The following is a 23,245-nucleotide window of genomic DNA, read 5'->3' as shown; positions in this document are numbered from 1 at the left end:
AAGGCTTCACTGACCGGCGATCAGACCACAGTCGATCCAAGAAGCTTTCTTACTGGGAAAGTTGGAACATCCATGATTCAGCAGGGAACTAAGACGTTTCGTAACATTAGCCTTGCACTGTTCGCCGGAGGTTTTGTCACTTTTGCTTTGCTCTACAGCCTCCAGCCCCTGATGCCTGAGATTAGCAACGCATTCTCCATTACGCCGGCACACGCCAGTCTTACGTTATCCGTTACAACGATCGCCATGGCACTGACGATGCTGTTCATCGGGTCCTTGTCTGATTCTGTGGGCCGACGCTTTATAATGACAGCTGCACTGGTGATATCTTCTGTTATTGCTTTGCTCAGCGCATTCAGCCCGGGATATACGGAGCTTCTTCTGCTTCGTATTCTCCAGGGTGTGGCACTCGCGGGGTTGCCAGCGATAGCCATGACATATTTGTCAGAAGAAATTGAACCTAGAAGTCTTGGTTATGCTATGGGCCTATATATCAGCGGCAATTCGATAGGAGGCATGGCCGGCCGTTTCATCAGCGGTGTGGTGACAGATTGGTTCAGTTGGCGCGCTGCTGTGGGGTTCATTGGTATTCTTGGACTGTGTGCAGCCGTTATTTTTTGGCTTGTCATCCCGCCATCCCGTCATTTTGTCAAAGCTGCACCCGGATTCAAAAATCCAATACCTCTTTTGTGGTCACAATGTCGCAATCCAAGGCTGTTATGCCTGTATGGACTCGGTTTTCTCTTGATGGGGGGATTCGTGACCCTGTTCAACTATATCGGTTTTGAATTAACGGGTGGACCCTATCATCTTAGCCAGTCTATCGTTGGAAGTCTTTTTGTGGTATATCTGATGGGCACGGTAAGCAGCACCTGGATGGGCAGGCTGGCAGATCGGTACGGCAGGTCACATGTGCTTGGAATCGCGCTGGGAATTATTCTGGCTGGTGCAGTCTGTACCGTTCATCCAGCGCTTTGGGTCAAGATTATCGGACTCGCCCTGTTTGCCTTTGGATTCTTTGGCGGTCATTCCATCACAAGCAGTTGGGTTGGACTCGTGGCTAATCAGCACAAATCCCAAGCCAATGCTTTGTATTTATTTTTCTACTATCTTGGTTCAAGCGTAAGTGGAACAGGAGGTGGACTGCTTTACAGTCATCTTGGATGGATAGGCATTGTGGGGATGATCGGTGTGTATGTTTTGATCGGTTTTGTCTTGTGTAATTTGCTTGTTCACAGGTTAAAGGGACAGGCTACATAAATCAACTTTTTCCGACAGCTATTGCATATCCTGAAATACCGAGTATAATACTTGGTAAATAGACGAAAAGGGGATGCAATAAACGATGAAAACACATGCTGAATTGAACTCACTTCTTGTTGACGATTATCTGGATCTCCTGAACATTGCGAAACAGCTAGGTGATGACGAATGGAAAGATGCTATTCTGCAAGCATTGAAGGAAGAAGTCGATGCGAATCATCATCTGGATTCCAAAGAGGTAAGACAGGATTTATGGATTCAATTTGAAGGCATTAATGAACAAATGCATGATCTGTTAATGCAATTGAAGCATGCCGACAGTCCTGAGGAGAAAGAACAGATTATTGAAATGATCTGGGGATTGAAAGTAGACCGTCATGCGATCACACGTAAACTTGAAACCATGAGCCGTGCCAGCGCTGGACATCAATAAGCTCTAGGTTGATTATACATTGAAAACCCGCGTGTTTCCTGGGATTATCCCCTAGGTCGCACGCGGGTTTTGTTTATGTTTTGAGTGTTATTCAACTTTTTGAACTACTTCTATTAAAACTGTTTTGCGAAAGTGCGTGCTTGCTCTATAGCTTGTTGCTTGATCTCATCTGCACGATCTTTATATTGATTATGCCCCTCAACAAAAATGCCATCAAGCTTCGGCACACCGAGGAATGACATGATAATGCTTAAGTAACGATGACCGGATTCCATCTGAGCCGCTGGGCCTTCGGAATAAATGCCGCCGCGGGCCTGAATATGCAGTGCTTTTTTATCAGACAGCAGTCCGACAGGACCTTGTTCGGTATAACGAAATGTTTTGCCAGCTACGCAGATCGAGTCCACATAAGCCTTCAGAATAGGAGGGAACGAGAAGTTCCACATCGGGGTTACAAAAACATATTTATCTGCTGAGGCAAATTGATCCGATAGTTCATTCAAACGGCTTACTTTGGTCTGTTCTTCGGCAGTCAGATCACTGCCCGATTGCAGTTTGCCCCAACCACTGAAGACATCCGCATCGATATGCGGAATATCCGAACGATACAGATCGAGGTGAACTACCTCATCAGAAGGGTGACTTTCACGATAAGCATCAATAAATGCTTTGCCCGTAGCCATGCTGAAGGAGGTTTCATGATCATGAGGATGGGCAGTAATATACAATAAGGTAGACATGTAATTCTTCCTCTCTGTGCGATTCATGGGGGAACCGATGTTTGTTAGTAATAAAGCGACCGCAGTAGTATGCATCGTTTCCCCCGTTGTATACGTCAGAAAGGGATATGAATGGATTGATCATGATACTGAATTAGATGCTATATAGTGACCGGATACTCAATCCATGTATAATATACAGGACGAGTATTTATTTTCCAAAGACAATAGGATGAGTGAGATGAGCGCACATGGGAATGGACCTGGAGAAGCAACGATTAAGCATTGAAGCAGCGAAATTGTATTATCAGTCCGATTATAGCCAGCAGGATATTGCCGCAAGGTTGGGCGTGTCGCGTCCAACCGTATCAAGGTTACTTCAGTACGCCAAAGATCGTGGATATGTCCGGATTGAAATTATGGACCCGCTGGAGGATATCGACATCATTGCCGGAGAACTTAAGTCAAAATATGATCTGGATACGGCACTTGTGTGTTTTACCCCGTTGAAGAGTGATGAGGAAATACAGAAGCATATCAGTAAACGAGCAGCGGATTATCTTCAAGAGACGGTTCAGGATGCAGATATTATCGGGGTGACTTGGGGAACAACCATGCATGCTGTAGCACGCCAGCTTCGTCCCAAGCAGGTTAAAGGTGTCGAAGTCGTGCAATTGAAGGGGGGCGTAAGCCACTCCCATGTCAATACGTATGCCGCTGAGATTGTTCATTTGTTCGCTGAGGCATTCCATACGGTACCAAGGTATCTGCCGCTGCCTGTTATTTTCGACAACATTGAAGTAAAAAACATGGTAGAAGCGGATCGACATATCGGCAGAATCGTGGAACTTGGCAGACAGGCCAACATTGCTTTGTTTACCGTGGGTACTGTGAAAGAAGATGCATTATTGTTCAGGCTCGGTTACTTCAATGAAGAAGAGCAACAATTGCTGATGAACTCCGGTGCAGGTGACATTTGTTCACGCTTTTTCGATGCGGAAGGTCAGTTGATCAGTGAAGAGATTAACAGCAGAACCGTTGGAATTGATCTAGCGGAGTTGAGAAATAAGGAAAAATCAATCCTTGTCGCTGGGGGACAACGCAAAATTGAAGCCATACACGCCGCGCTCAAAGGTCATTACGCAAATATTCTGGTCACGGATCAGTACACAGCGCAGGCATTACTTCGATTTTAATTTCAAATGGATATGGATGACAACATCTGCCACGTAAAAAGGGCGGATGTTTTTGCTTTTTTAGGAAGAAAATATAACGAAGAAGAAATGTAAGTGTAACTATGAACAAAAGTTCAAGTTGATTTTTACATATGTTCATGTTAGTGTAAGTGTATAGAAAATAACTAGTTCAGATAAGGGAGAGATTCAATTGACTACACCACAATTAGCGAAAATGATCGACCATACGTTGCTTCGTGCGGACGCAACGCAAAGTGAAATGGCCAAGTTAACCGAAGAAGCGAAACAATACCAGTTTGCTTCCGTATGTGTTAATCCAGGCTGGGTTGCTTATGCTGCTGAGCAGTTGCAGGGTACTGGCGTAGATATCTGCACCGTTATTGGTTTCCCTCTGGGAGCATCTACATCGGAGACAAAAGCTTTCGAAACTAAAGATGCGATTGCTAAAGGTGCAACTGAAGTCGATACGGTCATCAACATCAGTGCTTTGAAAGATGGCAAAGATGATTACGTTGAACAAGATATTCGTGTTGTCGTTGAAGCGGCTGCGGGTAAAGCTTTGGTGAAAGTTATTATTGAAGCTTGTCTGTTGACGGATGAAGAGAAAGTACGTGCTTGTCAGGCAGCTGTGCGAGCTGGAGCTGATTTTGTTAAAACTTCTACAGGTTTCTCCACAGGTGGAGCAACGCCAGAAGATATCGCTTTGATGCGTCGTACTGTAGGTCCTGATGTTGGCGTTAAAGCTTCCGGTGGCGTACGTAGCCTGGAAGATATGCAAAAAATGATCGAAGCGGGTGCAACTCGTATCGGTGCAAGTTCTGGCGTGAAGATTATGCAGGGTGGTCAGTCTACATCTTCTTATTAAGCAAAAGCATCTTATCAAGAAAAAGCTTAATAAATAAAAGTAATGTTATATTCTCTGTACTTGGGCATTCGACTCAGGTACAGGGAATACAACGTACACTATTTTAAATAACGGAACTAATTGTAAGCGCTTCATAAGTTTTCTGAAAGATTACTGATAAGAATGCTTAAGAGCCCTTTGAGCTGAATTTTCACATCCGGCTTAACTACCTTCAAAGGAGAAATCAAATGAAATTTCTAATTGCCATTATCGGCTTACTCGTTGTTTTTGGACTGGCTTATATCGCAAGCAACGGCAAAAAGCAGATTCGTTACCGGCCGCTGGCTATCATGATTGTTTTGCAAGTTATATTAGCTTATGCTCTGTTGAATACAGGAGTGGGTACTTTTTTAATTGGCGGTTTCGCGACCGTATTTAAAAGTTTACTCGACTATGCGAATGAAGGTATCGCATTTGTATTTGGGGGTTTGACTACCGTAGGTGCCGAAAGCGGGGGGGCACCGTTCTTCCTCAGCGTATTGATGCCGATTGTTGTCATCTCCGCCCTTATCGGTATATTGCAGTATATCCGAATCTTGCCTTTTGTTATAAAATATATTGGTCTGGTATTAAGCAAAATCAACGGAATGGGCAGACTGGAATCATATAACGCGGTTGCTTCGGCTGTATTGGGGCAATCTGAAGTGTTCATTTCTGTGAAAAAACAAATTGGGTTGTTGCCAAAACATCGGCTGTACACCTTGTGTGCTTCGGCGATGTCCACGGTATCGATGTCGATTGTTGGTGCTTATATGACCATGATCGAGCCGAAATATGTGGTTACAGCTCTTGTACTGAACCTGTTTGGCGGTTTTATCATTGCTTCTATTGTGAATCCTTATGAGGTTACAGAGGAAGAAGATATATTGGAAGTACAGGAAGAGGAGAAACAGTCCTTCTTCGAAATGCTCGGCGAATACATCCTGGATGGATTCAAAGTTGCTATCATCGTAGCTGCGATGTTAATCGGTTTTGTTGCCTTGATCGCACTTGTTAACGGAATTTTCAGCGCGGTGCTTGGCATTTCGTTCCAGGAGCTACTTGGTTATGTGTTTGCACCATTTGCCTTCATCATGGGTGTTCCATGGAAAGAAGCGATTCAGGCAGGAAGTATTATGGCAACCAAAATGGTATCCAACGAATTCGTAGCTATGCTTAATTTGAAGGAGACTGCAATGTCTGCCAGAACAACGGGTATCGTATCTGTCTTCCTCGTGTCGTTCGCCAACTTCTCCTCCATCGGTATCATTGCTGGTGCGGTGAAGGGACTCCATGAGAAGCAAGGTAATGTGGTCGCCCGCTTCGGTCTGAAACTGCTTTACGGTGCTTCGCTTGTCAGCGTGCTGTCAGCGATCATTACTGGACTGTTCTTGTAAACCGGATTATTGGAAGGAGTGCTTAGGTTATGTCAACATTCAAAAGAGTACATCTGATCGTTATGGATTCTGTAGGGATCGGCGAAGCGCCAGATGCAGCAGAATTTGATGATTTTGATGTAGATACCTTCGGTCACATTGCACGTGAACGCGGAGGTCTGAAAATGCCTCACATGGCCAGTCTCGGACTGTCCAACATCAAAGAAATCGAGGGTGTCCCTGTAGCGGATGCACCTAAAGCGTATTACACCAAGATGCAGGAAGCATCCAGAGGCAAAGACACAATGACAGGTCACTGGGAGCTAATGGGTCTTTACATTGATACACCTTTCCGTGTGTTCGAGAATGGTTTTCCCGATGAGTTGATTCAACGCATTGAAGAGAAAACGGGCCGCAAAGTAATTGGTAACAAACCGGCCAGCGGCACGGAAATTCTGGATGAGCTGGGTGCAGAGCATGTTGAAACTGGCGCGCTCATCGTATATACATCCGCGGATTCGGTTCTGCAAATTGCAGCACATGAGGACGTTGTTCCACTGAAAGAACTGTATGAGATCTGTGAGTTCTGCCGTGAAATTACACTTGAAGATCCGTACATGCTCGGCCGCATTATTGCACGTCCATTTGTAGGAGAAGCGGGTAACTGGAAACGTACTGCGAATCGTCATGACTATGCACTCAAACCTTTTGGTCGTACTGTTATGAATGAACTGCAAGATGGTGGATTTGATGTGATTGCTTTGGGTAAAATCGCAGATATCTATGATGGCGAAGGTGTGACCAAGGCTGTTCGTACCGTCTCCAACATGGATGGCATGGACAAGTTGTCCGAAACGATGGATGAAGAGTTCACTGGACTCAGCTTCCTGAACCTGGTTGATTTTGATGCCCTCTACGGTCACCGTCGTGATCCGCAAGGTTATGCTCAGGCACTTGAAGACTATGATGCACGGCTGCCCGAGATTTTTGCCAAAATGACCAATGATGATCTGCTGCTGATCACAGCTGACCATGGTAACGATCCAACATACCGCGGTACAGACCATACACGTGAATATGTACCACTGCTTGCCTACTCTCCGCGCTTCAGCGAGGGCAAAAAGCTTGATCTGCGCAGCACATTTGCTGACCTTGGCGCAACCGTAGCCGAGAACTTTGGAGTGAAATTGCCGGAATACGGCACCAGCTTCCTGAAGGATTTGAAATAAGTTTTTCAAAAACTGGATAGGGGAGGTCGGAGTAGCTTAAGCTGCTCCGGTCCTGCCATCATAATAGACTAATTGTATAACTGGAGGAGATTCATTCATGAGTACACATATTGGAGCAAAACCCGGAGATATCGCAGAAACGATCCTTTTGCCAGGTGACCCTTTGCGCGCGAAATATATTGCAGATACGTACCTCGAAGATGTTGTATGTTACAACGAAGTTCGTGGAATGCTCGGTTACACAGGTACATATCAAGGACACCGAATTTCGGTGCAAGGTTCGGGGATGGGTATTCCGTCCTTCGCAATCTATGCTAACGAATTGATCAGCGAATATGGCGTAAAAAACCTGATTCGTGTGGGTACTTGTGGCGGTATGCAGGAGCATGTACGTGTACGTGACGTCATCCTTGCACAAGCAGCATGTACAGATTCCAGCATGAACAAACACGTATTCGGTGGTTATGACTTCTCACCAATTGCTACGTTCTCCCTGCTGAAAGAAGCCTATGACCGTGCAACAGCTAAAGGTATGAAGATTCACGTCGGTAACGTATTCAGCTCCGATTCTTTCTACCGCGATGACCGTTCCGTAACCGAGAAGTTGATGAAACACGGCGTACTCGGCGTAGAGATGGAAACAACAGCATTGTACACTATTGCTGCCAAGTTTGGTGTTAACGCACTGACCATCCTGACGGTAAGTGACCACTTGCTGACAGGCGAAGAAACATCTGCCGAAGAGCGTCAAAAAACGTTTAACGACATGATGGTAGTTGCCCTGGACACAGCAATCACACTGTAATTGTTGCATTTTATATTCATAATCAATTGATGTGGATCGAAACTTTTGTTTTAAGCACAGAGTGAAGGACCCGGAATCGATTCTGAAGAAGCAAAGCGTTCGCCTTTGTCTCCGAGTTTTCTCCATTGCAAATGGAATCAAAAAAACTTGGAGACAACAGCGATCTAAGGAACGATCCGGAGCCGTAACGGACTAACAACAAAGTGTTCAATACAATTAATACACACACAAGGAGAGATCATCATGAGAATGGTAGACATTATTGCTAAGAAACGCGACGGAAAAGAACTGACAACAGCTGAGATTGATTTTGTTGTTCAAGGATACACACAAGGAGAAATCCCCGACTATCAAGTCAGCGCTTGGGCGATGGCAGTATTCTTCAAAGATATGACAGACAAGGAACGCGCTGATCTGACGATGTCGATGGTGAATTCCGGTGAAACGATCGACCTGTCCGCTATCGAAGGCATCAAAGTAGACAAGCACTCCACAGGAGGAGTGGGCGATACAACAACATTGGTACTTGCTCCGCTTGTTGCTGCGCTGGATGTTCCTGTTGCCAAAATGTCCGGACGTGGACTTGGTCACACGGGTGGTACAACAGACAAGCTGGAATCCGTTGCTGGTTTCCACGTAGAGCTTGAAAAAGAAGAGTTCATTCGCCTCGTAAACGAACACAAGGTTGCAGTTATTGGGCAAAGTGGTAACCTTACGCCTGCAGACAAAAAGCTCTATGCACTGCGTGACGTAACAGCTACCGTTAACTCGATTCCACTGATCGCCAGCTCCATAATGAGCAAGAAAATTGCAGCAGGTGCAGATGCAATCGTATTGGATGTTAAAACAGGTGCTGGTGCATTCATGAAAACAACGGAAGATGCTAAAGAATTGGCACATGCCATGGTAAGCATCGGTAACAATGTTGGACGTAAAACGATGGCTGTTATCTCCGATATGTCCCAACCACTGGGTCTGGCGATTGGTAACGCACTTGAAGTGAAAGAAGCCATCCTCACCCTGCAAGGTAAAGGTCCAAAAGATCTGGAAGAACTGTGTATGGCACTTGGACGTCAGATGGTATTCCTTGCTGGCAAGGCAGATTCCTTGGAGCACGCTGAGGAGAAATTGAAAGAAGTGATCCAGAACGGTAAAGCACTGGAGAAATTCAAAGATTTCTTGGCAAACCAAGGCGGAGACGCTTCGGTTGTGGATCATCCAGATCGTTTGCCACAAGCACAATATCTGGTTGAAGTCCCAGCAGATAAAGACGGCTATGTTGCCGGAATCGTCGCTGACGAAATCGGAACTGCAGCAATGCTGCTCGGCGCAGGCCGTGCAACAAAAGAGTCCGAGATCGATCTCGCTGTTGGTCTGATGCTGAACAAAAAAGTGGGTGACCCAGTCAAAGCTGGTGAGTCCCTCGTAACGATCCATGCCAATCGTGAAGACGTAGCAGACGTCATCGCGAAGATCAAAGAAAACATTACGATTGCGGATCATGCTGATGCTCCTGTGTTGGTTCATGATATCGTAACGGAATAATACAATCAGAGAAGACGAGATGTAATCTCATGTCTGACTTAACATGAAAGCCCCGAAGCTATGTAATCCATAGCTTTGGGGCTTTTTGTCGTTGAGGTGCAAGTTGTTACTACTACTAGCAACTACGGGCTCTTTATTTTCTCATAAGCCATCACCGAGTCCGCATTGGTATAAATATAAGGCATGGATGGCTCGGCTACAGGTGTCACCTTTGTGGCGCGAATTTCAATCGTATCCTTACCATTCACCTGTGCTGAGCCGATGCTGCCATCAATTTGCACCCAGCTGTCTGTAGGGAAGCTATCCGCTTCGGGGATGTGAATCATCACGCCAAAGGGAGCCGCATCCGCTGGGCAACACATGACGAGAAATCGTCCTAGTGCAAAATGTGATTCATGATCCATGCTTTTGTCACGGTAGACAAACCCGGTTAACGAGATATCTTTGCCTGCAAATTGTCGCTGGAACATATCGATCGTACCGAGGGTTTCAGAGAAAATTTCAGGATAGACTCGAATGACCTGTTCTGCATACAACTTCTCCGCCAGTTCAGCGAATTCGCGGCTATACTCGTCTGGGGGAATGAATTGTACTTTGGTGACCGATGCAGACTGAACAGCCGTTGTTTGTTGTGTACGATCTTGTACAATCAATTGCGTTGCCGGATCAGGTAAAGGCTCTTTTCGACGAATCTCGGGAGGGACATAGGTGAGAGACATGCCTTTCTGACTGGCCATGGAGCTGCCGAGAGCCCGGTCAGGTAACAGAAATCCCAGCAACAAGGGTATAGCAATCAGACCATATACCATTGAGCTGCGTAGGAATCCGGAAGGTGGTGGATGCTCACAGTCGCAATGCACCTCGTTTCTACTGAACAGTCCATGCCAAGCCATGATAACGGCAATAAACAATAAGGGAACAGGACAGCATAATAGCAGTTTTTGCATGGTAGGAGCCAAATAATAATGAAGCGAATCACTTGAATTCAACTGAATAATGTACACTGCCACCCCGCCGATCCAGCCTGCACGGATCAGGTTATGCCATTGGATGACGTGTGACCTTGAAACAGGGACTTTTGTCATCGTATAGATAGTGTGGTTCATATATCATCACCTCATCTCTATTAATCGTCAGGATGAAAGTTCATGGGATTAACCATTCAGGCCATGAAGTATGTTGCTCAACCTTTATACCAGTAGGTTAATCAACCACGAGCCGGCAAAAACGAGCGTAATAATCGCTAGACTTAGACCAATAACAAATCGGGTACGGAAGGTGGAGAGTAGCATGAGCGTGCTTTTGAAGTCCAGCATTGGACCAAGCACAAGGAAGGATACCAGCGGCCCCAGTGCAAACGTATGTGAGAACGCAGAAGCCACAAAAGCATCGGACGTGGAGCAGAGAGACAATACATAAGCAAAACCCATCATGAACACGTAAGAGGCAACAGGACCATTACCAAGTGAGATCAGATCGCTGCGGCTAATGAATGTCTGGATGCAGGCTGTAATCAGGGCACCGATCACCAGATATTTGCTCATATCGACAAATTCATCTCCGGCGTGAATGAAGAAGCTGCGCCAGTTTTTTACATGGTTATGATCATGTGCATTTGCGTGCGCGTGAGGTTGCACCATTTTAAACCCAGGATGTGTCTTGACCTCTGTCACTGCGACCTTTGGCATCCGAAGAGGATTTCGACGGACAAACACATATACGAGCATGCCTATGGAAGCCGCTACAGCAAAGGCCAGTCCCATGCGGGCAATGGTAATCTCAGGATGGGAGGGAAAGGCAAGCAAAGTTGCCGTAAATACGATGGGATTGACTACGGGACCACTCAGGATGAACGTAACTGCGATATAGGCTGGCATGCCTTTGTGCATCAACCTTCTCACTACCGGGATCATGCCACATTCACAGATGGGGAAAATAATACCGAGTAGTCCTGCGACCAGCACACCGCCTATCGGATTCTTGGGCGTGAGTTTGCGGACCATTTCTTCGGATACGAACCACTGCATGAGCGAGGATAATAGCACACCCATGAGCAGAAAAGGTGCGGCTTCAAGGAAAATACCTATGAATACGGTTTTCATATTTTGCAAAGCTCCACTGTTCCATGTTTCCTTCAAGTCTGGAGCCATTGTGATCAACACGGGAACAAGAAATGTACAAGGGACCAGGAAGGACAGGAGCTTCAGATTGGCTGCCATTTTCATGAAACAGACCTCCACAACTAGGACTTTGCTAAAATATATGCTTGTACGTGCGGCAACATACATCATTCCTATGTTCTAATCAACATTTTTACGATTAATCAAGATTCTTCATCGATATGTAGAACTGGCGTGAACTGAAAGATCCTTTTCCTGCATGGAGTTGACAAAAGAAAGAGCATCAGCTAATATCATTAAATAGTAATAATTACGATTAAATAAGAGGAGGCAACAACCATGAGAGTCATTGTAACTTTAGCCTGTACCGAGTGCGGGGACCGCAACTATACAACAACCAAGAACAAACGTAACCATCCAGAGAGACTTGAGATGAAGAAGTACTCCCCACGTTTGAAGAAAATGACGATCCACCGGGAAACCAGATAAAATTTTTTTGTTATTTTTAGATCGTAATATTTACGAAAAGAGGGAATAGCATGATACTATCCTCCATGCGTGATGTTGTATTTGGATATGGCAAAGAGCCGGTCATTGATCAACTGTCGCTGGATATCCATGTGGGAGAGTTCATAGGCATCACAGGTCCCAATGGTTCTGCCAAAACGACCCTGTTAAAGCTGCTACTAGGGCTATTAAAGCCCTGGAGCGGCACGATACATATGAATCCGCAGAAACGTGGGAACAAATCCAATATCGGTTATGTGCCCCAGCAGGTGGCATCGTTCAATAGTGGATTTCCCAGTACGGTGAATGAGCTGGTCCGGTCCGGGTGTTACACCAGGCTGGGACTATTCCGAAGCTTCACAGCAGAGCAGGATGCCATCGTTGAACGCAGTTTGCGGGAAGTTGGCATGTGGGAATATCGGAATACACGAGTCGGTGAGCTGTCTGGTGGACAGAAGCAACGGATCTGTATTGCAAGGGCTATGGCTGGGCAACCGCAGGTTCTGGTACTGGATGAGCCAACCACGGGAATGGACCGCCACAACTCTGAAGGATTTTACAATCTGATGCGCCACTATGTTGATGCTCATGGGATAACGATTATTATGGTTACTCATGGACTGGAAGAGATGGGAGATCGATTGGACCGAACGATTACTCTGGAGCGGCAAGAAAGTGAGGAATGGCAGTGTTTGAGTACGAATTCATGCAACGTGCCTTCTGGGCAGGTGGACTGATTGGAGTCATCGCTCCAATTCTTGGGGTCTATCTGATGCTCAGGCGGCAGGTCCTTATGGCAGACACGTTATCCCACGTCTCACTCGCAGGGGTTGCGCTCGGTTCGGTCATGAATCTTAACCCGGTAATCTGCGGATTCGCCATTGCAATTATCGGTGCATTACTGGTTGAACAACTGCGGCGAAGTTACCGAACCTACAGCGAGGTACCTGTGGCGATCATCATGACTTCGGGGCTGGCTCTTGCTGTAGTGTTGATGAGTCTCAAAACCAATCTGTCCAAAACATTCAGTTCTTACTTATTCGGATCTATTGTCGCGGTTAGCGATATACAATTGTGGATGATGGCAGGAGTATGTGTCATAGGTTTACTTTTTTTCATCTTACTCCGGAGACCGCTCTATAGCTTTACGTTTGATGAAGAGACAGCTTCCATTGGAGGCGTTCAGGTGAGAGGTTTATCGTTTGCATTTGCCATTCTGACAGGAATGACTGTAGCTTCAGCCATGCCGATCGTCGGTGTGTTGCTGGTGTCTGCTCTCATTGTATTACCTGCTGCCTTGGCACTGAGAGTGTCTCGCAGTTTCACAGCAGCGATTATTGTCGCGGTAATTACAGGATTAATCGGTATTTTTAGCGGGCTCACAACATCTTACCATCTGAATACACCACCGGGAGGAACAATTGCACTCATCCTGTTGGTCATCCTATTGACTGGAATATCAGCGCAAAAGCTGATTGCACGATATAACCGCAAGCGTCACCGCAAAGAAACGAAATCACAGCACATCATTCTGGTCAACCATTCTAGGAGGAATACATCACATGAAATTCAGTAAAAAAGCTACGCTCGGATTGTTGTTTAGTCTTACACTTATCGTCGCAGGCTGCGGACAAAAATCCGCTTCTGATGCAAATACAGCTTCGACAGGCACTTCCGTTCCAGTCGAGACGGAAACTGCAAAATTAAACGTGCAGGTCAGCTTCTACCCGATGTATGAGTTCACCAAAAATGTGGCAGGTGATCTGGCCGATGTGCATACACTCGTTCCAGCAGGAATGGAGCCCCATGATTGGGAGCCCACACCACAAGATATTGCCAGCATTGAAAAAGCGGATGTGCTTGTATACAATGGTGCGGGCATGGAATCTTGGATTGATCAGGTCACCGGAAGTCTGAGCAATGCTTCACTCATTCAGGTGGAAGCGAGCAAAGGCATCAACCTTCTTGAAGGTGGAGAGCATGAACACCATCAAGAAGATTCAGAGGCAACAGAACATGACCACGATCATGAGCATGCGAATGAAGCGACTACAGAAGAACACGACCATGATCATGACGCAGAGGCAGAAGCAGAAGCAGGACATGATCACGATCACGGTGGACTCGACCCCCACGTATGGCTGTCACCTGCATTGGCTGTAAAGGAAGTGCGCAATATTGAAGCAGGTTTGGCGCAGGCTGCCCCGAAACATGCTGAACAGTTCAAGCAGAATGCAGATGCCTACATTGCTCAATTGGAGTCACTGGATCAGGACTTCAAAGCGGCTGTGACGGATAGCAAACGCAAGGATTTCATCACACAACACGCTGCATTTGGCTACCTTGCCAAGGAATATGGGTTGCAACAGGTGCCCATCGCAGGATTGTCTCCTGAGCAAGAACCTTCAGCAGCGCAGATGGCATCTGTCATTGATTTTGCAAAAGAGCATCAGGTGAAAACGATTTTCTTCGAAACACTGGTTTCATCCAAAGTGTCTGAGACGATCGCAAGTGAAGTGGGGGCCAAGACCGCTGTATTGAATCCGATTGAGGGACTCACCGAGGAAGAAATTGCGGCGGGAATGGACTACATTAGCGTGATGAGACAAAATTTGGAGGCTCTGAAACTGGCACTGAACGAATAATTAAAGATCAGTTTGATGCCTGTCACCGAAAAAGGTACAATAATACAACATGCTGAGGAATGGATCGCCATTCCTTTGCCTTTTTGCAAAGCAGAGAGCACAGGGATGTGCTCTCTGCTTTGTTGAATAAGGTGACCGGATCGAGGAGAACAGGAGGACACATTGCATGAATTTAAACGAGGAACATGAAGTGCTGTTAAGTGAACAGCCTGCCCATCTGTGGAGACGGCGTAAGCTGGAGCTGATGCACTGGACGGAACGTGATAAACATACAGTATCCGCGAAGAAAACAGAGATTTGGAACGGTGTTGAAGTTGATGCCGAACTTGTGAAGGCATTGTCCATACTTCAGAGTGCGGGCGTGAGGACGGAATTTTCATGTGCAGGGGTGAGTCCGCTTGATGAACCTGTCGATCATTCCCTTTATGCTTATGTTACCCTGATACAAAGTGAGGTTGCAGATCAATTCGTGCACTATGCTATCCGTCGGATGCGGAATCGACTGCTCGTTACGCTAGAGGCCGAAAAGGGCCGCTATGATCTATCTTCTTTTTTCATTGGACACAATCGGAGCTTCTGCTGGTGGATGGAGCACTGTGCCTTACAGTTCGGAAGCCGAAACGAATCGAGTGAAAAAAGCGTAGTATAAAGGATAGGCTTGTTTACTTGATTGTTTACTTTAAGGTAAAGGAGGTATACACGATTGAATAAGTGGGTCAAAACGATACTTTTTCTACTAGGCTCCGTCTTTCTTACACGATTCATCCCATTTTCGTCCTTGTTCCGTAACCTGGATACGATGATTCACGAATTCGGTCATGCACTAATGACACTGGTATTGTCCGGTAAAGTGCTGCGCATTGAATTATACGCTGATCATAGTGGTGTAACTTACTCTTCCATGCTGACGCCAGGCAGATCGATCCTGGTTTCTCTGGCGGGATATATCAGTGCATCACTGTTCGCCTTGCTGTTGTTTTACTTATACCGCAAAGGCTTGCACATGTGGGGACTTGGTATTATGACGGCTGTCGCTCTGGTGTCGCTCCTGTTATATGTAAGAGGGGAGTTCGGCATGTTATGGCTGACCGGGTTCATCGTACTGAACGTTGTCATTATGATTTTTGGTGCCAAGATCGTGAAGTACTATTATCTGTTACTGGCGTTTCTTACGCTGGAAGAGTCGGTTGTTAGTGCTGTATACGTTGGATTTATGTCCTGGACTCAGCCTTCACGGGCAGGGGATGCAGCGAATCTCGCTCAACAGACATTCCTTCCCGCGCTGTTTTGGGGCACGCTGTTCGCTTTGTTTGCACTGTGGTGTGCCAAGGGAGCACTCGGTCTCTTTTTCCGCAAAGAAGGTACTTCGCGATCGTCACGGTCTCGGGGATTACGAAGAGCGTAATGGATATAAAGTTATATCAAAGCAAAGAAGGCACTTCCTTTCTTCATAAAAGGATAGTGCCTTTTGTTTTTGGACTTACAATCTGATATTAAAGTCTGATATTAAAGATTATTGAACCTAATCTCCAAGATTATCCCATAACACATAAAAGTAATAAATCTCTTCCATAATCGCCTTATCATCCTCTGCCGCAACGCCGCCCTTGATCCGAGCAAGCGTGCCCAGAATATCATATATCGTTTCACGTTCCACACTGAACTGAATGCGGTTGACGACTTTATCCCAGGCCTTCATTGCGTAATTAACTTGAGACTTGGCTTCAGTCCATTTATTCCCCTCAACCTGTTTCTCTAACGTTTGTATAGATTCAAGCAAGCGATCATCGGTACCAAAGGGCTTTTTGAGAAAGGCTCCGCTAGCCATAATCGCAACGAATACAAGAATGAGGAAGATCGGAAGCACATATAACAGCCAGAAACGCGTTTTCATTCAACCGCCTCCTTGATGTAAAGAGTTTAGAAAGGCCCCTCATAATCGCCCATGTCGATTTTTTCGGTGATCTTATCCTTGAACAGATCAACATACAATTTGTCATTGGGTAATATGGCCGCAAAAGCAATATCCTGTATCGTGATGTTTTGCTTTTTCAGCTGCTCACTGAGCCAATTAATATCTTTGTGTCTTTCCTCCAAATTTTGCTTAATCAGCAGGCCATCAATGATAATCTCGGTCATCAGCTTGCTCTTGGGCGGGTGCATATGCATGTCTTTGGCGGTTACCGGTTGATTCTCAGGTTTCAAAACAACCGAGAGGCTACCATCCGGCTCCAGAATCGCATAATCCAGCGTTGTAATATCAAATACATCCTTTTGCCGCAGCATCATGGTCAATTCATCAAATTTGACTCGCATTTTACTCAGGTTCTGTTCAAGAATTTTACCGTTCTGGATGATCAATGTGGGATCAGAGTCCATTAGTTTGGAGATGGTGCGATTTTTCAGCGTAATATACTGAAAGATGATCGTAATGATTGTGAAAATGGTCAAGGCCACAAAATGAATCCACGCCTTGGAGGAAAGATCGGTTGCAAAAGTCCCCGCAATGGAACCGATTGTGATACCGTTAATGTAATCAAAATACGTCAAGTTACCCATCTGCTGTTTGCCCAGCACCCTTGTATAGATGATCAGGGTCAGAAAGGCAATAATAGACCGTACGGCAACAACCCATGTTTCTTCCATCATATATGTATCACCTTCCTTTAGTTCACCGTAGCTCTAATAAGAGGTTGTTTAAAAAGTTTGCTTTTGAACACGTATTATAACAAGCTTTTCCTATGCTGGAGGATCTTATGCTTGAACGCAAAAAACCGAAACCTGGGTATGTATCCCAAGCTTCGGTTTCATTAAATACCTATATTAGTTGAACTGATTCATTTACACGTTAATCGTTATACACCTGAATAGGCCATAAATCCGCCATCTACCGGAATGACTGTGCCAGTGACAAAGCCGGACTGCCTTTCATCCGCAAGCCACATCAATGTGCCAAGCAGGTCTTCCGGTTTGCCAAAACGGCGCATGGGTGTATGCGCAATAATTTTACTGGAACGTTCCGTAGGTGAGCCGTCTGGTTGCAGTAATAGATTACGGTTTTGCTCAGTCAGGAAAAACCCGGGTGCAATAGCGTTGACACGAATTCCGGATTCGGCCAGATGAACGGCGAGCCATTGCGTGAAGTTGTTAATGGCTGCCTTCGCAGCGCTGTAAGCTGGAACTTTCGTCATGGGAGATGGGGCGCTCATGGAAGAAATGTTTATGACAGTAGCGGGAACATCGCGCTCTATCATATGTTTTGCAAAGATCTGAGTGGGGATGAGAGAACCGACAAAATTCAGATCCATCACCTGACGAAATCCCTCTACACTTACATCGAAAAATGTAGTGACATCGCTCTTTTCCAGATCTTCCAATCTAAAAATTTCATTCGTGGTGTTGGCACTGGCGTTATTGCCACCGGCACCATTAATAAGAATGTCGCATGGTCCAAGCTGTTCCAGTACAGCATCTGCCGCCGCTTGTACACTATCGGCCTGGGTTACGTCACAGGCAATAGCAATCGCTCTGCCACCGGCAGCTTCAATCGCAGCTACAACTTCCTGCCCCTTGGACACGGTGCGGTTCAGGATGGCTACACTTGCACCGTGCCGAGCGAGTTCTTCTGCCATGGAGCGGCATAATACTCCAGCACCTCCGGTGATTACAGCCGTTCTGCCTTCGAGACGAGATGAGCGTTCATATTGACGTTCACTCATGCTTTTGCCCTCCTTTGCAGGGAATCCCAGACGCCCCAGAGATACATGATCCCCAAAGCCCGGTCATAGAGTCCATAGCCAGGTCGGCACTGTTCTCCCCAGAGATGACGACCGTGGTCGGGTCTTGCATAACCTTCATAACCGATATCGTGATAAGCCTCAACAACCCCTGCAATATCAACACTGCCATCCTGACTGCGATGTGAGGTTTCAATAAAGTCGCCGTTATCGTATATTTTTACATTACGAATGTGGGCAAATGGAATCCGATCCTTGAACTCGTGTATCATCCCGATAATGTCATTATCAGCATTTGCTCCCAAAGAGCCACTGCATAGTGTCACGCTGTTGTAAGGGCTATCATAAAGATTCAAATATTTCCGAACATTCTCCTGACTTGTAATAATCTTTGGTAATCCAAAGATTGGCCATGGCGGGTCGTCCGGATGGATGGCCATTCGAATCCCCAGCCGTTCGGCTGTAGGCATAATCTCTTGCAGGAAATAACGTGCGTGCTCCCACATATGATCCTCGGTTACATCCTTGTAGGCTTCGAACAGACCTGTTAAATACTGCAATCGTTCCGGTTCCCAACCTGGCATGGTGAGTGCGGAGTTTTCCGTAATGCGTCGAACGAGTTCTAGAGGTTCTATATCTGCAAGTTTACTTTGCTCATAGAAGAGGGCAGTTGAGCCATCCTCCATTTCCTTGTGCATATCCGTGCGAAGCCAGTCGAAGATGGGCATAAAGTTGTAACAGATGACCTTCACACCCACCTGAGCCAGTTTCTCCATTGTTTTAATATAATTTGTAATGTATTTATCCCTTGATGGCAGGCCCAACTTGATATCCTCATGGATGTTCACACTCTCAACGACATCCAGATGTAACCCGGCCTTGTCCGCTGCTGTTTTGACAGCGAGTATTTTGTCCATCGGCCATTCCTCGCCAGCAGGAACATCGTGCAGTGCCCACACAATACCTTCAACACCCGGAATCTGCCGGATATGATCCAGCGTTACCGTATCATTGCCTTCGCCGAACCAGCGAAAAACCATTCTCATCACGTTCACCTCATCATGAATAGTAGGAAGAAAAATTCAGTCATTGAAAATAGGACGGATATGTATCCTGCAGGACAGCCAAATCGGTGACAGTTAAATGCAAATGTTCCTGCATCAGTCGCTCTGCTGTGTCGGCATCATGCTGCTGAATGGCCTTGACCATAGACCGGTGCTGTTCAATCAGGTGATCCCACTGGTGGTCCGAGGACAGGCGTAACATGCGACTTCGATTCAAATGTACATTCATCTGCTGGATAACAGTCCAGGTGTTGCTTTTGTTGCAGCCTGCAAAAAGAGTGCTATGGAATTCCTCATCCAATTGGAACATTCGTTCATCATCCGGTTTGACCCTGCATTCCTGTTGCCACGCAAGGTTCTGTTCAAGAGCTACCATCTGTTCGTTCGGAAAGTTCTCGCAGGCGAGCCTGATTACGGCTCGTTCGAGCTGTTCACGCATGAACCGTGCTTCCTCAACGAGATCGACCTGAATCAGAGAGACGTATGTGCCGCGCTGTGGATACACTTCCAGCAGACCTTCCTGTGCAAGCCTTACAAAACTTTCTCGAACAGGTGTCCGGCTTACCTGGAACTCCAGCGAAATTTCCTTCTCAGAAATAGCTGTTCCCGGAGGCATTTTCAAACTCAAAATGAGTTGTTTCAGCGTGAAGTAAACGACATCTCGCGTTGAGTAAGATTGCTTATTATTCATGGAAGACATATTGCTCGCAACAGGCAACAAACCGGCTTTGGATGATAACTTTGGGGTATATTCCACAACTTCAACTCCTTCAATGACATACTACCATACTTGTATGGTAGTATGGAAGCGCTTTATAAGCATTATATTAAATTTAGTTGATGGTTCACTTGCAGTTCAAGTGATTAAAGAGTACAATTCAGTCATTAGGTTCGAATGTTTAAACCAACAGACATCAAACAGAGAAATATACGTAGAAATAATGAAGAAGAAATAGTATAGAGGTGAAACCATGGGACAAAAAGCAATTAGCGTTTTTCAAACCTGTATTCCGTTATTTCAGGTGTTAAGTGACAACCATCGTCAATCCATTTTGCTGACACTCACCGAGAAGGGCAGAATGACAGTGAATGAAATTACCGAACAATCCAGCCTATCCCGGCCAGCCATATCTCATCATCTCAAGCTGTTGTTAGAGAAGGGACTTATATCTGTGGAGCAGAAGGGCACACAGCGCTATTATTCGGCTTCATTGAATGCATCGGTGGAACTGCTGAAGGAACTGGTAGCTGCTTTGGAAGAAGAGTGTCTGTAGATTAATAGTGATAAAACATGCTTTTGCATGTGTCTTATAGGTTCGTAAGTTTAAACGCTTAATCAATAATGAATAGAGGAGTATGTATATATGACAACGACTATACAGGAAGTAACCAGTCAGGAAGTTGAACAGATTTTGGAGCAGCAACGACAGTTCTTTCGTTCCGGGGCCACAAGATTGGCAGAAGCTCGAATTGCCCGTCTGACCCAACTGAAGCAGGCCATTCAAAAGTACGAGTCCAGACTGACAGAAGCTCTCTATCAGGATTTGGGCAAAAGTGAGTTCGAATCCTACACAACCGAGATCGGATTTATGATGGACAGCATTACACACACCATTCGTAAAGTGAATAAATGGGTGAAACCCGTTAAAGTGAAAACACAAATGGCACTCCTTGGTTCGAAAAGTTATATCATACCCGAACCCTACGGGGCGGTTCTGATTATCGGACCGTTTAATTATCCTTTTCAACTCTTAATCGAACCATTGGTAGGTGCTATTGCAGCAGGTAACACAGCCGTGCTCAAAGCGTCAGAGAATACACCTGCGGTATCCGCTGTTGTACGTGAAATGATTGCGAGCGTGTTCGAACCGGCATACGTACAGGTACTTGACGGTGCTAAAGACACAACAACAGCGCTGATTAACGCGCCATTCGACTATATCTTTTTTACAGGCAGTGTACCGGTTGGCAAGATTGTGATGGAGGCAGCTGCCAAAAATCTCGTTCCCGTTACGTTAGAACTGGGAGGCAAAAGTCCGGTCATCGTTGATGAACAGGCGGATATCAAAGTGGCTGCGGAGCGCATTATATGGGGCAAACTGCTCAATACAGGACAGACCTGTATCGCACCCGATTATTTACTTGTGCATGAGCGCGTTAAGGAACAGTTAGTTACAGAGATGAAGGCAGCAATCGTGTCTTTCTTTGGTTCGGATATCCAGCACAACAAGGACTATGGGCGAATCGTGAACAAGGGACATTTTAAACGGCTGACGACTTTGATTGAGCGTGATCAGGCCAACGTGATATATGGGGGAGCTTCGGATGAGGAAGATCGTTTTATTGAACCTACACTGATTGATGCGGAGTCCTGGGATGCAGCAACGATGGAAGATGAGATTTTTGGACCGATTCTGCCGATCATTAGTTATCGTAACCTGGATGAAGCCATTGTAGAAATCGTAAAGCGGCCGAAACCACTCGCCTTGTATCTGTTCACTTCCGACACCCAGGTTCAGGACAAAGTGCTGCGCGAAGTTTCTTTTGGAGGCGGCTGCATTAACGATACCATCACACATGTAGCGAATCCACGTCTGCCGTTTGGCGGTGTTGGTCATTCTGGTGTTGGCTCGTATCATGGGCAGTACAGCTTCGAAACCTTCTCTCATCTCAAAAGTGTACTGAAAAAAAGCACCAAATTGAATCTGCCGATTCTGTATCCACCGTATGATAACAAGCTGAAGCTGATTAAGCGTTTGTTGAAATAAATAAGAAAGACAAACAGCCTGCTACTAGACCTATTCCAGAGCAGGCTGTTCCTGTCGGTAACGGGAGGGTGACATGCCGGACCAGCGCTTGAATTGACGACTGAAATGGGCAATATCCTTATAACCAAGCATGACAGCAATATTTTGAACGGACAGCTTCGGATTGCCCAGAAGAAGCTTCGCTTCATGCAAAACCAACTGGGATAATACAGCACGAGGAGACTGACCGAACACCTCCTTGAACACGCGATTACAGTGAGAAGAACTGATGCCCAGCTCTGCTGCAATATCATCAATGCCATAGTGACCGTTGGACTCGTGTCCCTGTTTGAATTGCTGACTCATCAGGCCTTGCAACCGATTACGAATCTGGTGGGCGAGTTCGATCTTCTCGTGTCCGTCGGTAAACCAGTGAGCTGCCTCTTTCGAGACCGCCTCCCACAGATGGCCAAATAGTTCAAATACCGCAGATTGCAGCTGCATACGCTGTACCATCGTATTTGCTGTTTCATCATCCGCAGATGACATCAATTTGCGCAAAACCGGCTCAATCTGCTGTGTAACCGGACTATCCGCACTGAATCGCACTTGTTTGATGCGCGCCAGCAACGATAGGAACAACTGATCATCAATGTCAAAATGCATGCAAAAATACGTGAATCCCTTGCCGTTATGGCTCTGGCTGGAATGAATGCTTCCCGGAGGAATCAGGAGCAGTTCGCCAGCCTTTTGAATGTATAGGGTACCATTCACCATCATGCGTTGCTCGCCTTCCGTGACATAATTCAATTCATATTGAGGGTGCTCATGTGCCGGATAATCCCAGTCCACACCTACACTTCGTAAATGAATGGCGAACAGATTGACCGTTGTTTGCACATCTGGATAAAAAACTTCATGGACACTTTCTCCCAAAGTAGGAGGCAAATACGTTGAAGACATGGAAGATCCTCCT

At 46.0% G+C, this 23,245-nt stretch carries 25 protein-coding genes; 16 read left to right on the top strand and 9 right to left on the bottom strand.

The genetic code is table 11. From position 1 onward, the window contains the following. The first annotated feature begins 72 nt into the window (after nt 1–72). Complete coding sequence (locus V6668_RS17030) at nt 73–1,260, top strand: MFS transporter (protein ID WP_076317690.1); 1,188 nt, start codon at nt 73–75, stop codon at nt 1,258–1,260. Between the two features lie 85 nt (nt 1,261–1,345). Further along, nucleotides 1,346–1,696 carry a hypothetical protein gene (locus V6668_RS17025; RefSeq protein ID WP_036613800.1) on the top strand — a complete coding sequence of 117 codons (351 nt, stop codon included), beginning with the start codon at nt 1,346–1,348 and terminating at the stop codon, nt 1,694–1,696. Between the two features lie 113 nt (nt 1,697–1,809). Here the strand turns inward: V6668_RS17025 and V6668_RS17020 are convergent, their stop codons facing one another. Continuing rightward, complete coding sequence (locus V6668_RS17020) at nt 1,810–2,436, bottom strand: FMN-dependent NADH-azoreductase (protein WP_036613802.1); 627 nt, start codon at nt 2,434–2,436, stop codon at nt 1,810–1,812. Nucleotides 2,437–2,672: 236 nt separating this feature from the next. Between V6668_RS17020 and V6668_RS17015 the strand changes: the two genes are divergently transcribed. The 6 genes from V6668_RS17015 to V6668_RS16990 all read left to right on the top strand — a co-directional run bounded on the left by V6668_RS17015 (nt 2,673) and on the right by V6668_RS16990 (nt 9,449). Further along, entirely contained in the window at nt 2,673–3,611 is a 939-nt protein-coding gene (locus V6668_RS17015) for a sugar-binding transcriptional regulator (RefSeq protein WP_036613997.1), read from the top strand. A 214-nt stretch (nt 3,612–3,825) separates the two neighbouring features. After that, nucleotides 3,826–4,476, top strand: coding sequence for a deoxyribose-phosphate aldolase (gene deoC, locus V6668_RS17010; protein ID WP_036613998.1), 651 nt, complete (start codon nt 3,826–3,828; stop codon nt 4,474–4,476). A gap of 227 nt (nt 4,477–4,703) precedes the next feature. Beyond that, nucleotides 4,704–5,891, top strand: a complete 1,188-nt coding sequence (locus V6668_RS17005) for a NupC/NupG family nucleoside CNT transporter (protein WP_036613804.1) — start codon at nt 4,704–4,706, stop codon at nt 5,889–5,891. A 29-nt stretch (nt 5,892–5,920) separates the two neighbouring features. After that, complete coding sequence (deoB, locus tag V6668_RS17000) at nt 5,921–7,099, top strand: phosphopentomutase (protein ID WP_036613806.1); 1,179 nt, start codon at nt 5,921–5,923, stop codon at nt 7,097–7,099. Between the two features lie 97 nt (nt 7,100–7,196). Next, nucleotides 7,197–7,904, top strand: coding sequence for a purine-nucleoside phosphorylase (deoD, locus tag V6668_RS16995; protein WP_017688193.1), 708 nt, complete (start codon nt 7,197–7,199; stop codon nt 7,902–7,904). A gap of 243 nt (nt 7,905–8,147) precedes the next feature. Then, nucleotides 8,148–9,449 carry a pyrimidine-nucleoside phosphorylase gene (locus tag V6668_RS16990; protein ID WP_047843307.1) on the top strand — a complete coding sequence of 434 codons (1,302 nt, stop codon included), beginning with the start codon at nt 8,148–8,150 and terminating at the stop codon, nt 9,447–9,449. Nucleotides 9,450–9,571: 122 nt separating this feature from the next. On the opposite strand, the gene V6668_RS16985 is transcribed toward V6668_RS16990, so the two are convergent. After that, the gene (locus V6668_RS16985) at nt 9,572–10,555 is read right to left on the bottom strand and encodes a TIGR03943 family putative permease subunit (protein WP_338706206.1); all 984 of its coding nucleotides are present in this window, start codon (nt 10,553–10,555) and stop codon (nt 9,572–9,574) included. An 84-nt stretch (nt 10,556–10,639) separates the two neighbouring features. Further along, nucleotides 10,640–11,674, bottom strand: a complete 1,035-nt coding sequence (locus tag V6668_RS16980; protein ID WP_338706205.1) for a permease — start codon at nt 11,672–11,674, stop codon at nt 10,640–10,642. Between the two features lie 234 nt (nt 11,675–11,908). On the opposite strand from V6668_RS16980, the gene rpmG reads away from it, so the two are divergent. The 6 genes from rpmG to V6668_RS16950 all read left to right on the top strand — a co-directional run bounded on the left by rpmG (nt 11,909) and on the right by V6668_RS16950 (nt 16,126). Continuing rightward, nucleotides 11,909–12,058 (top strand): 50S ribosomal protein L33, encoded by a 150-nt coding sequence (gene rpmG / locus V6668_RS16975; protein WP_036613813.1) that lies wholly within the window; start codon nt 11,909–11,911, stop codon nt 12,056–12,058. A 50-nt stretch (nt 12,059–12,108) separates the two neighbouring features. After that, on the top strand, nt 12,109–12,813 hold the full coding sequence (locus V6668_RS16970; RefSeq protein ID WP_338706204.1) for a metal ABC transporter ATP-binding protein: 705 nt from the start codon (nt 12,109–12,111) through the stop codon (nt 12,811–12,813). After that, nucleotides 12,759–13,652, top strand: coding sequence for a metal ABC transporter permease (locus tag V6668_RS16965; RefSeq protein ID WP_338706203.1), 894 nt, complete (start codon nt 12,759–12,761; stop codon nt 13,650–13,652). Before V6668_RS16970 ends, V6668_RS16965 begins: the two co-directional genes overlap by 55 nt. Continuing rightward, nucleotides 13,639–14,721 carry a metal ABC transporter substrate-binding protein gene (locus V6668_RS16960; RefSeq protein WP_338706202.1) on the top strand — a complete coding sequence of 361 codons (1,083 nt, stop codon included), beginning with the start codon at nt 13,639–13,641 and terminating at the stop codon, nt 14,719–14,721. Before V6668_RS16965 ends, V6668_RS16960 begins: the two co-directional genes overlap by 14 nt. Nucleotides 14,722–14,887: 166 nt before the next feature. Next, nucleotides 14,888–15,370 (top strand): hypothetical protein, encoded by a 483-nt coding sequence (locus tag V6668_RS16955; RefSeq protein ID WP_315371516.1) that lies wholly within the window; start codon nt 14,888–14,890, stop codon nt 15,368–15,370. Between the two features lie 54 nt (nt 15,371–15,424). Beyond that, nucleotides 15,425–16,126, top strand: a complete 702-nt coding sequence (locus V6668_RS16950) for a M50 family metallopeptidase (protein ID WP_036613817.1) — start codon at nt 15,425–15,427, stop codon at nt 16,124–16,126. 117 nt (nt 16,127–16,243) lie between these two features. Here V6668_RS16950 and V6668_RS16945 read toward each other — a convergent pair whose 3' ends face one another. The 5 genes from V6668_RS16945 to V6668_RS16925 form a co-directional block, all read right to left on the bottom strand. After that, complete coding sequence (locus tag V6668_RS16945; RefSeq protein ID WP_338706201.1) at nt 16,244–16,615, bottom strand: DUF4363 family protein; 372 nt, start codon at nt 16,613–16,615, stop codon at nt 16,244–16,246. Between the two features lie 26 nt (nt 16,616–16,641). After that, the gene (locus tag V6668_RS16940; protein WP_091029630.1) at nt 16,642–17,370 is read right to left on the bottom strand and encodes a DUF421 domain-containing protein; all 729 of its coding nucleotides are present in this window, start codon (nt 17,368–17,370) and stop codon (nt 16,642–16,644) included. Nucleotides 17,371–17,576: 206 nt separating this feature from the next. Beyond that, entirely contained in the window at nt 17,577–18,440 is an 864-nt protein-coding gene (locus V6668_RS16935) for an SDR family oxidoreductase (protein WP_091029632.1), read from the bottom strand. After that, the gene (gene uxuA / locus V6668_RS16930; RefSeq protein WP_338706200.1) at nt 18,437–19,504 is read right to left on the bottom strand and encodes a mannonate dehydratase; all 1,068 of its coding nucleotides are present in this window, start codon (nt 19,502–19,504) and stop codon (nt 18,437–18,439) included. The genes V6668_RS16935 and uxuA overlap by 4 nt, the downstream gene beginning before the upstream one ends. Before the next feature lie 40 nt (nt 19,505–19,544). Next, the gene (locus V6668_RS16925) at nt 19,545–20,222 is read right to left on the bottom strand and encodes a GntR family transcriptional regulator (protein ID WP_026081054.1); all 678 of its coding nucleotides are present in this window, start codon (nt 20,220–20,222) and stop codon (nt 19,545–19,547) included. A 271-nt stretch (nt 20,223–20,493) separates the two neighbouring features. Here V6668_RS16925 and V6668_RS16920 point away from each other — a divergent pair, with 271 nt between their 5' ends. Together V6668_RS16920 and V6668_RS16915 are read left to right on the top strand one after the other, a co-directional pair. Continuing rightward, nucleotides 20,494–20,796 carry an ArsR/SmtB family transcription factor gene (locus tag V6668_RS16920; RefSeq protein ID WP_017688208.1) on the top strand — a complete coding sequence of 101 codons (303 nt, stop codon included), beginning with the start codon at nt 20,494–20,496 and terminating at the stop codon, nt 20,794–20,796. A 90-nt stretch (nt 20,797–20,886) separates the two neighbouring features. Then, a complete protein-coding gene (locus V6668_RS16915; protein WP_338706199.1) occupies nt 20,887–22,290 on the top strand; it encodes an aldehyde dehydrogenase in 1,404 nt (467 codons plus the stop codon). 30 nt (nt 22,291–22,320) lie between these two features. Here V6668_RS16915 and V6668_RS16910 read toward each other — a convergent pair whose 3' ends face one another. Further along, nucleotides 22,321–23,232, bottom strand: a complete 912-nt coding sequence (locus V6668_RS16910; RefSeq protein ID WP_036673718.1) for an AraC family transcriptional regulator — start codon at nt 23,230–23,232, stop codon at nt 22,321–22,323. Nucleotides 23,233–23,245 lie beyond the last annotated feature (13 nt).

Source organism: Paenibacillus amylolyticus (assembly GCF_036894225.1).
Classification (GTDB): Bacteria; Bacillota; Bacilli; order Paenibacillales; family Paenibacillaceae; genus Paenibacillus; species Paenibacillus amylolyticus.
The sequence above is the reverse complement of the archived record's forward strand: the minus strand, read 5'-3'. Positions and strand labels throughout refer to the sequence as shown.

What these genes read in the sequence shown, in the direction of transcription:
- V6668_RS16910 (WP_036673718.1), bottom strand. Translation starts at nt 23,232, where the DNA reads ATGTCTTCAACGTATTTGCCTCCTACTTTGGGAGAAAGTGTCCATGAA.
- V6668_RS16940 (WP_091029630.1), bottom strand. Translation starts at nt 17,370, where the DNA reads ATGATGGAAGAAACATGGGTTGTTGCCGTACGGTCTATTATTGCCTTT.
- V6668_RS17030 (WP_076317690.1), top strand. Translation starts at nt 73, where the DNA reads ATGATTCAGCAGGGAACTAAGACGTTTCGTAACATTAGCCTTGCACTG.
- V6668_RS16965 (WP_338706203.1), top strand. Translation starts at nt 12,759, where the DNA reads ATGGCAGTGTTTGAGTACGAATTCATGCAACGTGCCTTCTGGGCAGGT.
- uxuA (WP_338706200.1), bottom strand. Translation starts at nt 19,504, where the DNA reads ATGAGAATGGTTTTTCGCTGGTTCGGCGAAGGCAATGATACGGTAACG.
- V6668_RS17020 (WP_036613802.1), bottom strand. Translation starts at nt 2,436, where the DNA reads ATGTCTACCTTATTGTATATTACTGCCCATCCTCATGATCATGAAACC.
- V6668_RS16960 (WP_338706202.1), top strand. Translation starts at nt 13,639, where the DNA reads ATGAAATTCAGTAAAAAAGCTACGCTCGGATTGTTGTTTAGTCTTACA.
- rpmG (WP_036613813.1), top strand. Translation starts at nt 11,909, where the DNA reads ATGAGAGTCATTGTAACTTTAGCCTGTACCGAGTGCGGGGACCGCAAC.
- V6668_RS17005 (WP_036613804.1), top strand. Translation starts at nt 4,704, where the DNA reads ATGAAATTTCTAATTGCCATTATCGGCTTACTCGTTGTTTTTGGACTG.
- V6668_RS16980 (WP_338706205.1), bottom strand. Translation starts at nt 11,674, where the DNA reads ATGAAAATGGCAGCCAATCTGAAGCTCCTGTCCTTCCTGGTCCCTTGT.
- V6668_RS17025 (WP_036613800.1), top strand. Translation starts at nt 1,346, where the DNA reads ATGAAAACACATGCTGAATTGAACTCACTTCTTGTTGACGATTATCTG.
- V6668_RS16945 (WP_338706201.1), bottom strand. Translation starts at nt 16,615, where the DNA reads ATGAAAACGCGTTTCTGGCTGTTATATGTGCTTCCGATCTTCCTCATT.
- deoC (WP_036613998.1), top strand. Translation starts at nt 3,826, where the DNA reads ATGATCGACCATACGTTGCTTCGTGCGGACGCAACGCAAAGTGAAATG.
- deoB (WP_036613806.1), top strand. Translation starts at nt 5,921, where the DNA reads ATGTCAACATTCAAAAGAGTACATCTGATCGTTATGGATTCTGTAGGG.
- V6668_RS16970 (WP_338706204.1), top strand. Translation starts at nt 12,109, where the DNA reads ATGATACTATCCTCCATGCGTGATGTTGTATTTGGATATGGCAAAGAG.
- V6668_RS16985 (WP_338706206.1), bottom strand. Translation starts at nt 10,555, where the DNA reads ATGAACCACACTATCTATACGATGACAAAAGTCCCTGTTTCAAGGTCA.
- V6668_RS16920 (WP_017688208.1), top strand. Translation starts at nt 20,494, where the DNA reads ATGGGACAAAAAGCAATTAGCGTTTTTCAAACCTGTATTCCGTTATTT.
- V6668_RS16915 (WP_338706199.1), top strand. Translation starts at nt 20,887, where the DNA reads ATGACAACGACTATACAGGAAGTAACCAGTCAGGAAGTTGAACAGATT.
- V6668_RS16955 (WP_315371516.1), top strand. Translation starts at nt 14,888, where the DNA reads ATGAATTTAAACGAGGAACATGAAGTGCTGTTAAGTGAACAGCCTGCC.
- V6668_RS16990 (WP_047843307.1), top strand. Translation starts at nt 8,148, where the DNA reads ATGAGAATGGTAGACATTATTGCTAAGAAACGCGACGGAAAAGAACTG.
- V6668_RS16935 (WP_091029632.1), bottom strand. Translation starts at nt 18,440, where the DNA reads ATGAGTGAACGTCAATATGAACGCTCATCTCGTCTCGAAGGCAGAACG.
- deoD (WP_017688193.1), top strand. Translation starts at nt 7,197, where the DNA reads ATGAGTACACATATTGGAGCAAAACCCGGAGATATCGCAGAAACGATC.
- V6668_RS16925 (WP_026081054.1), bottom strand. Translation starts at nt 20,222, where the DNA reads ATGTCTTCCATGAATAATAAGCAATCTTACTCAACGCGAGATGTCGTT.
- V6668_RS17015 (WP_036613997.1), top strand. Translation starts at nt 2,673, where the DNA reads ATGGACCTGGAGAAGCAACGATTAAGCATTGAAGCAGCGAAATTGTAT.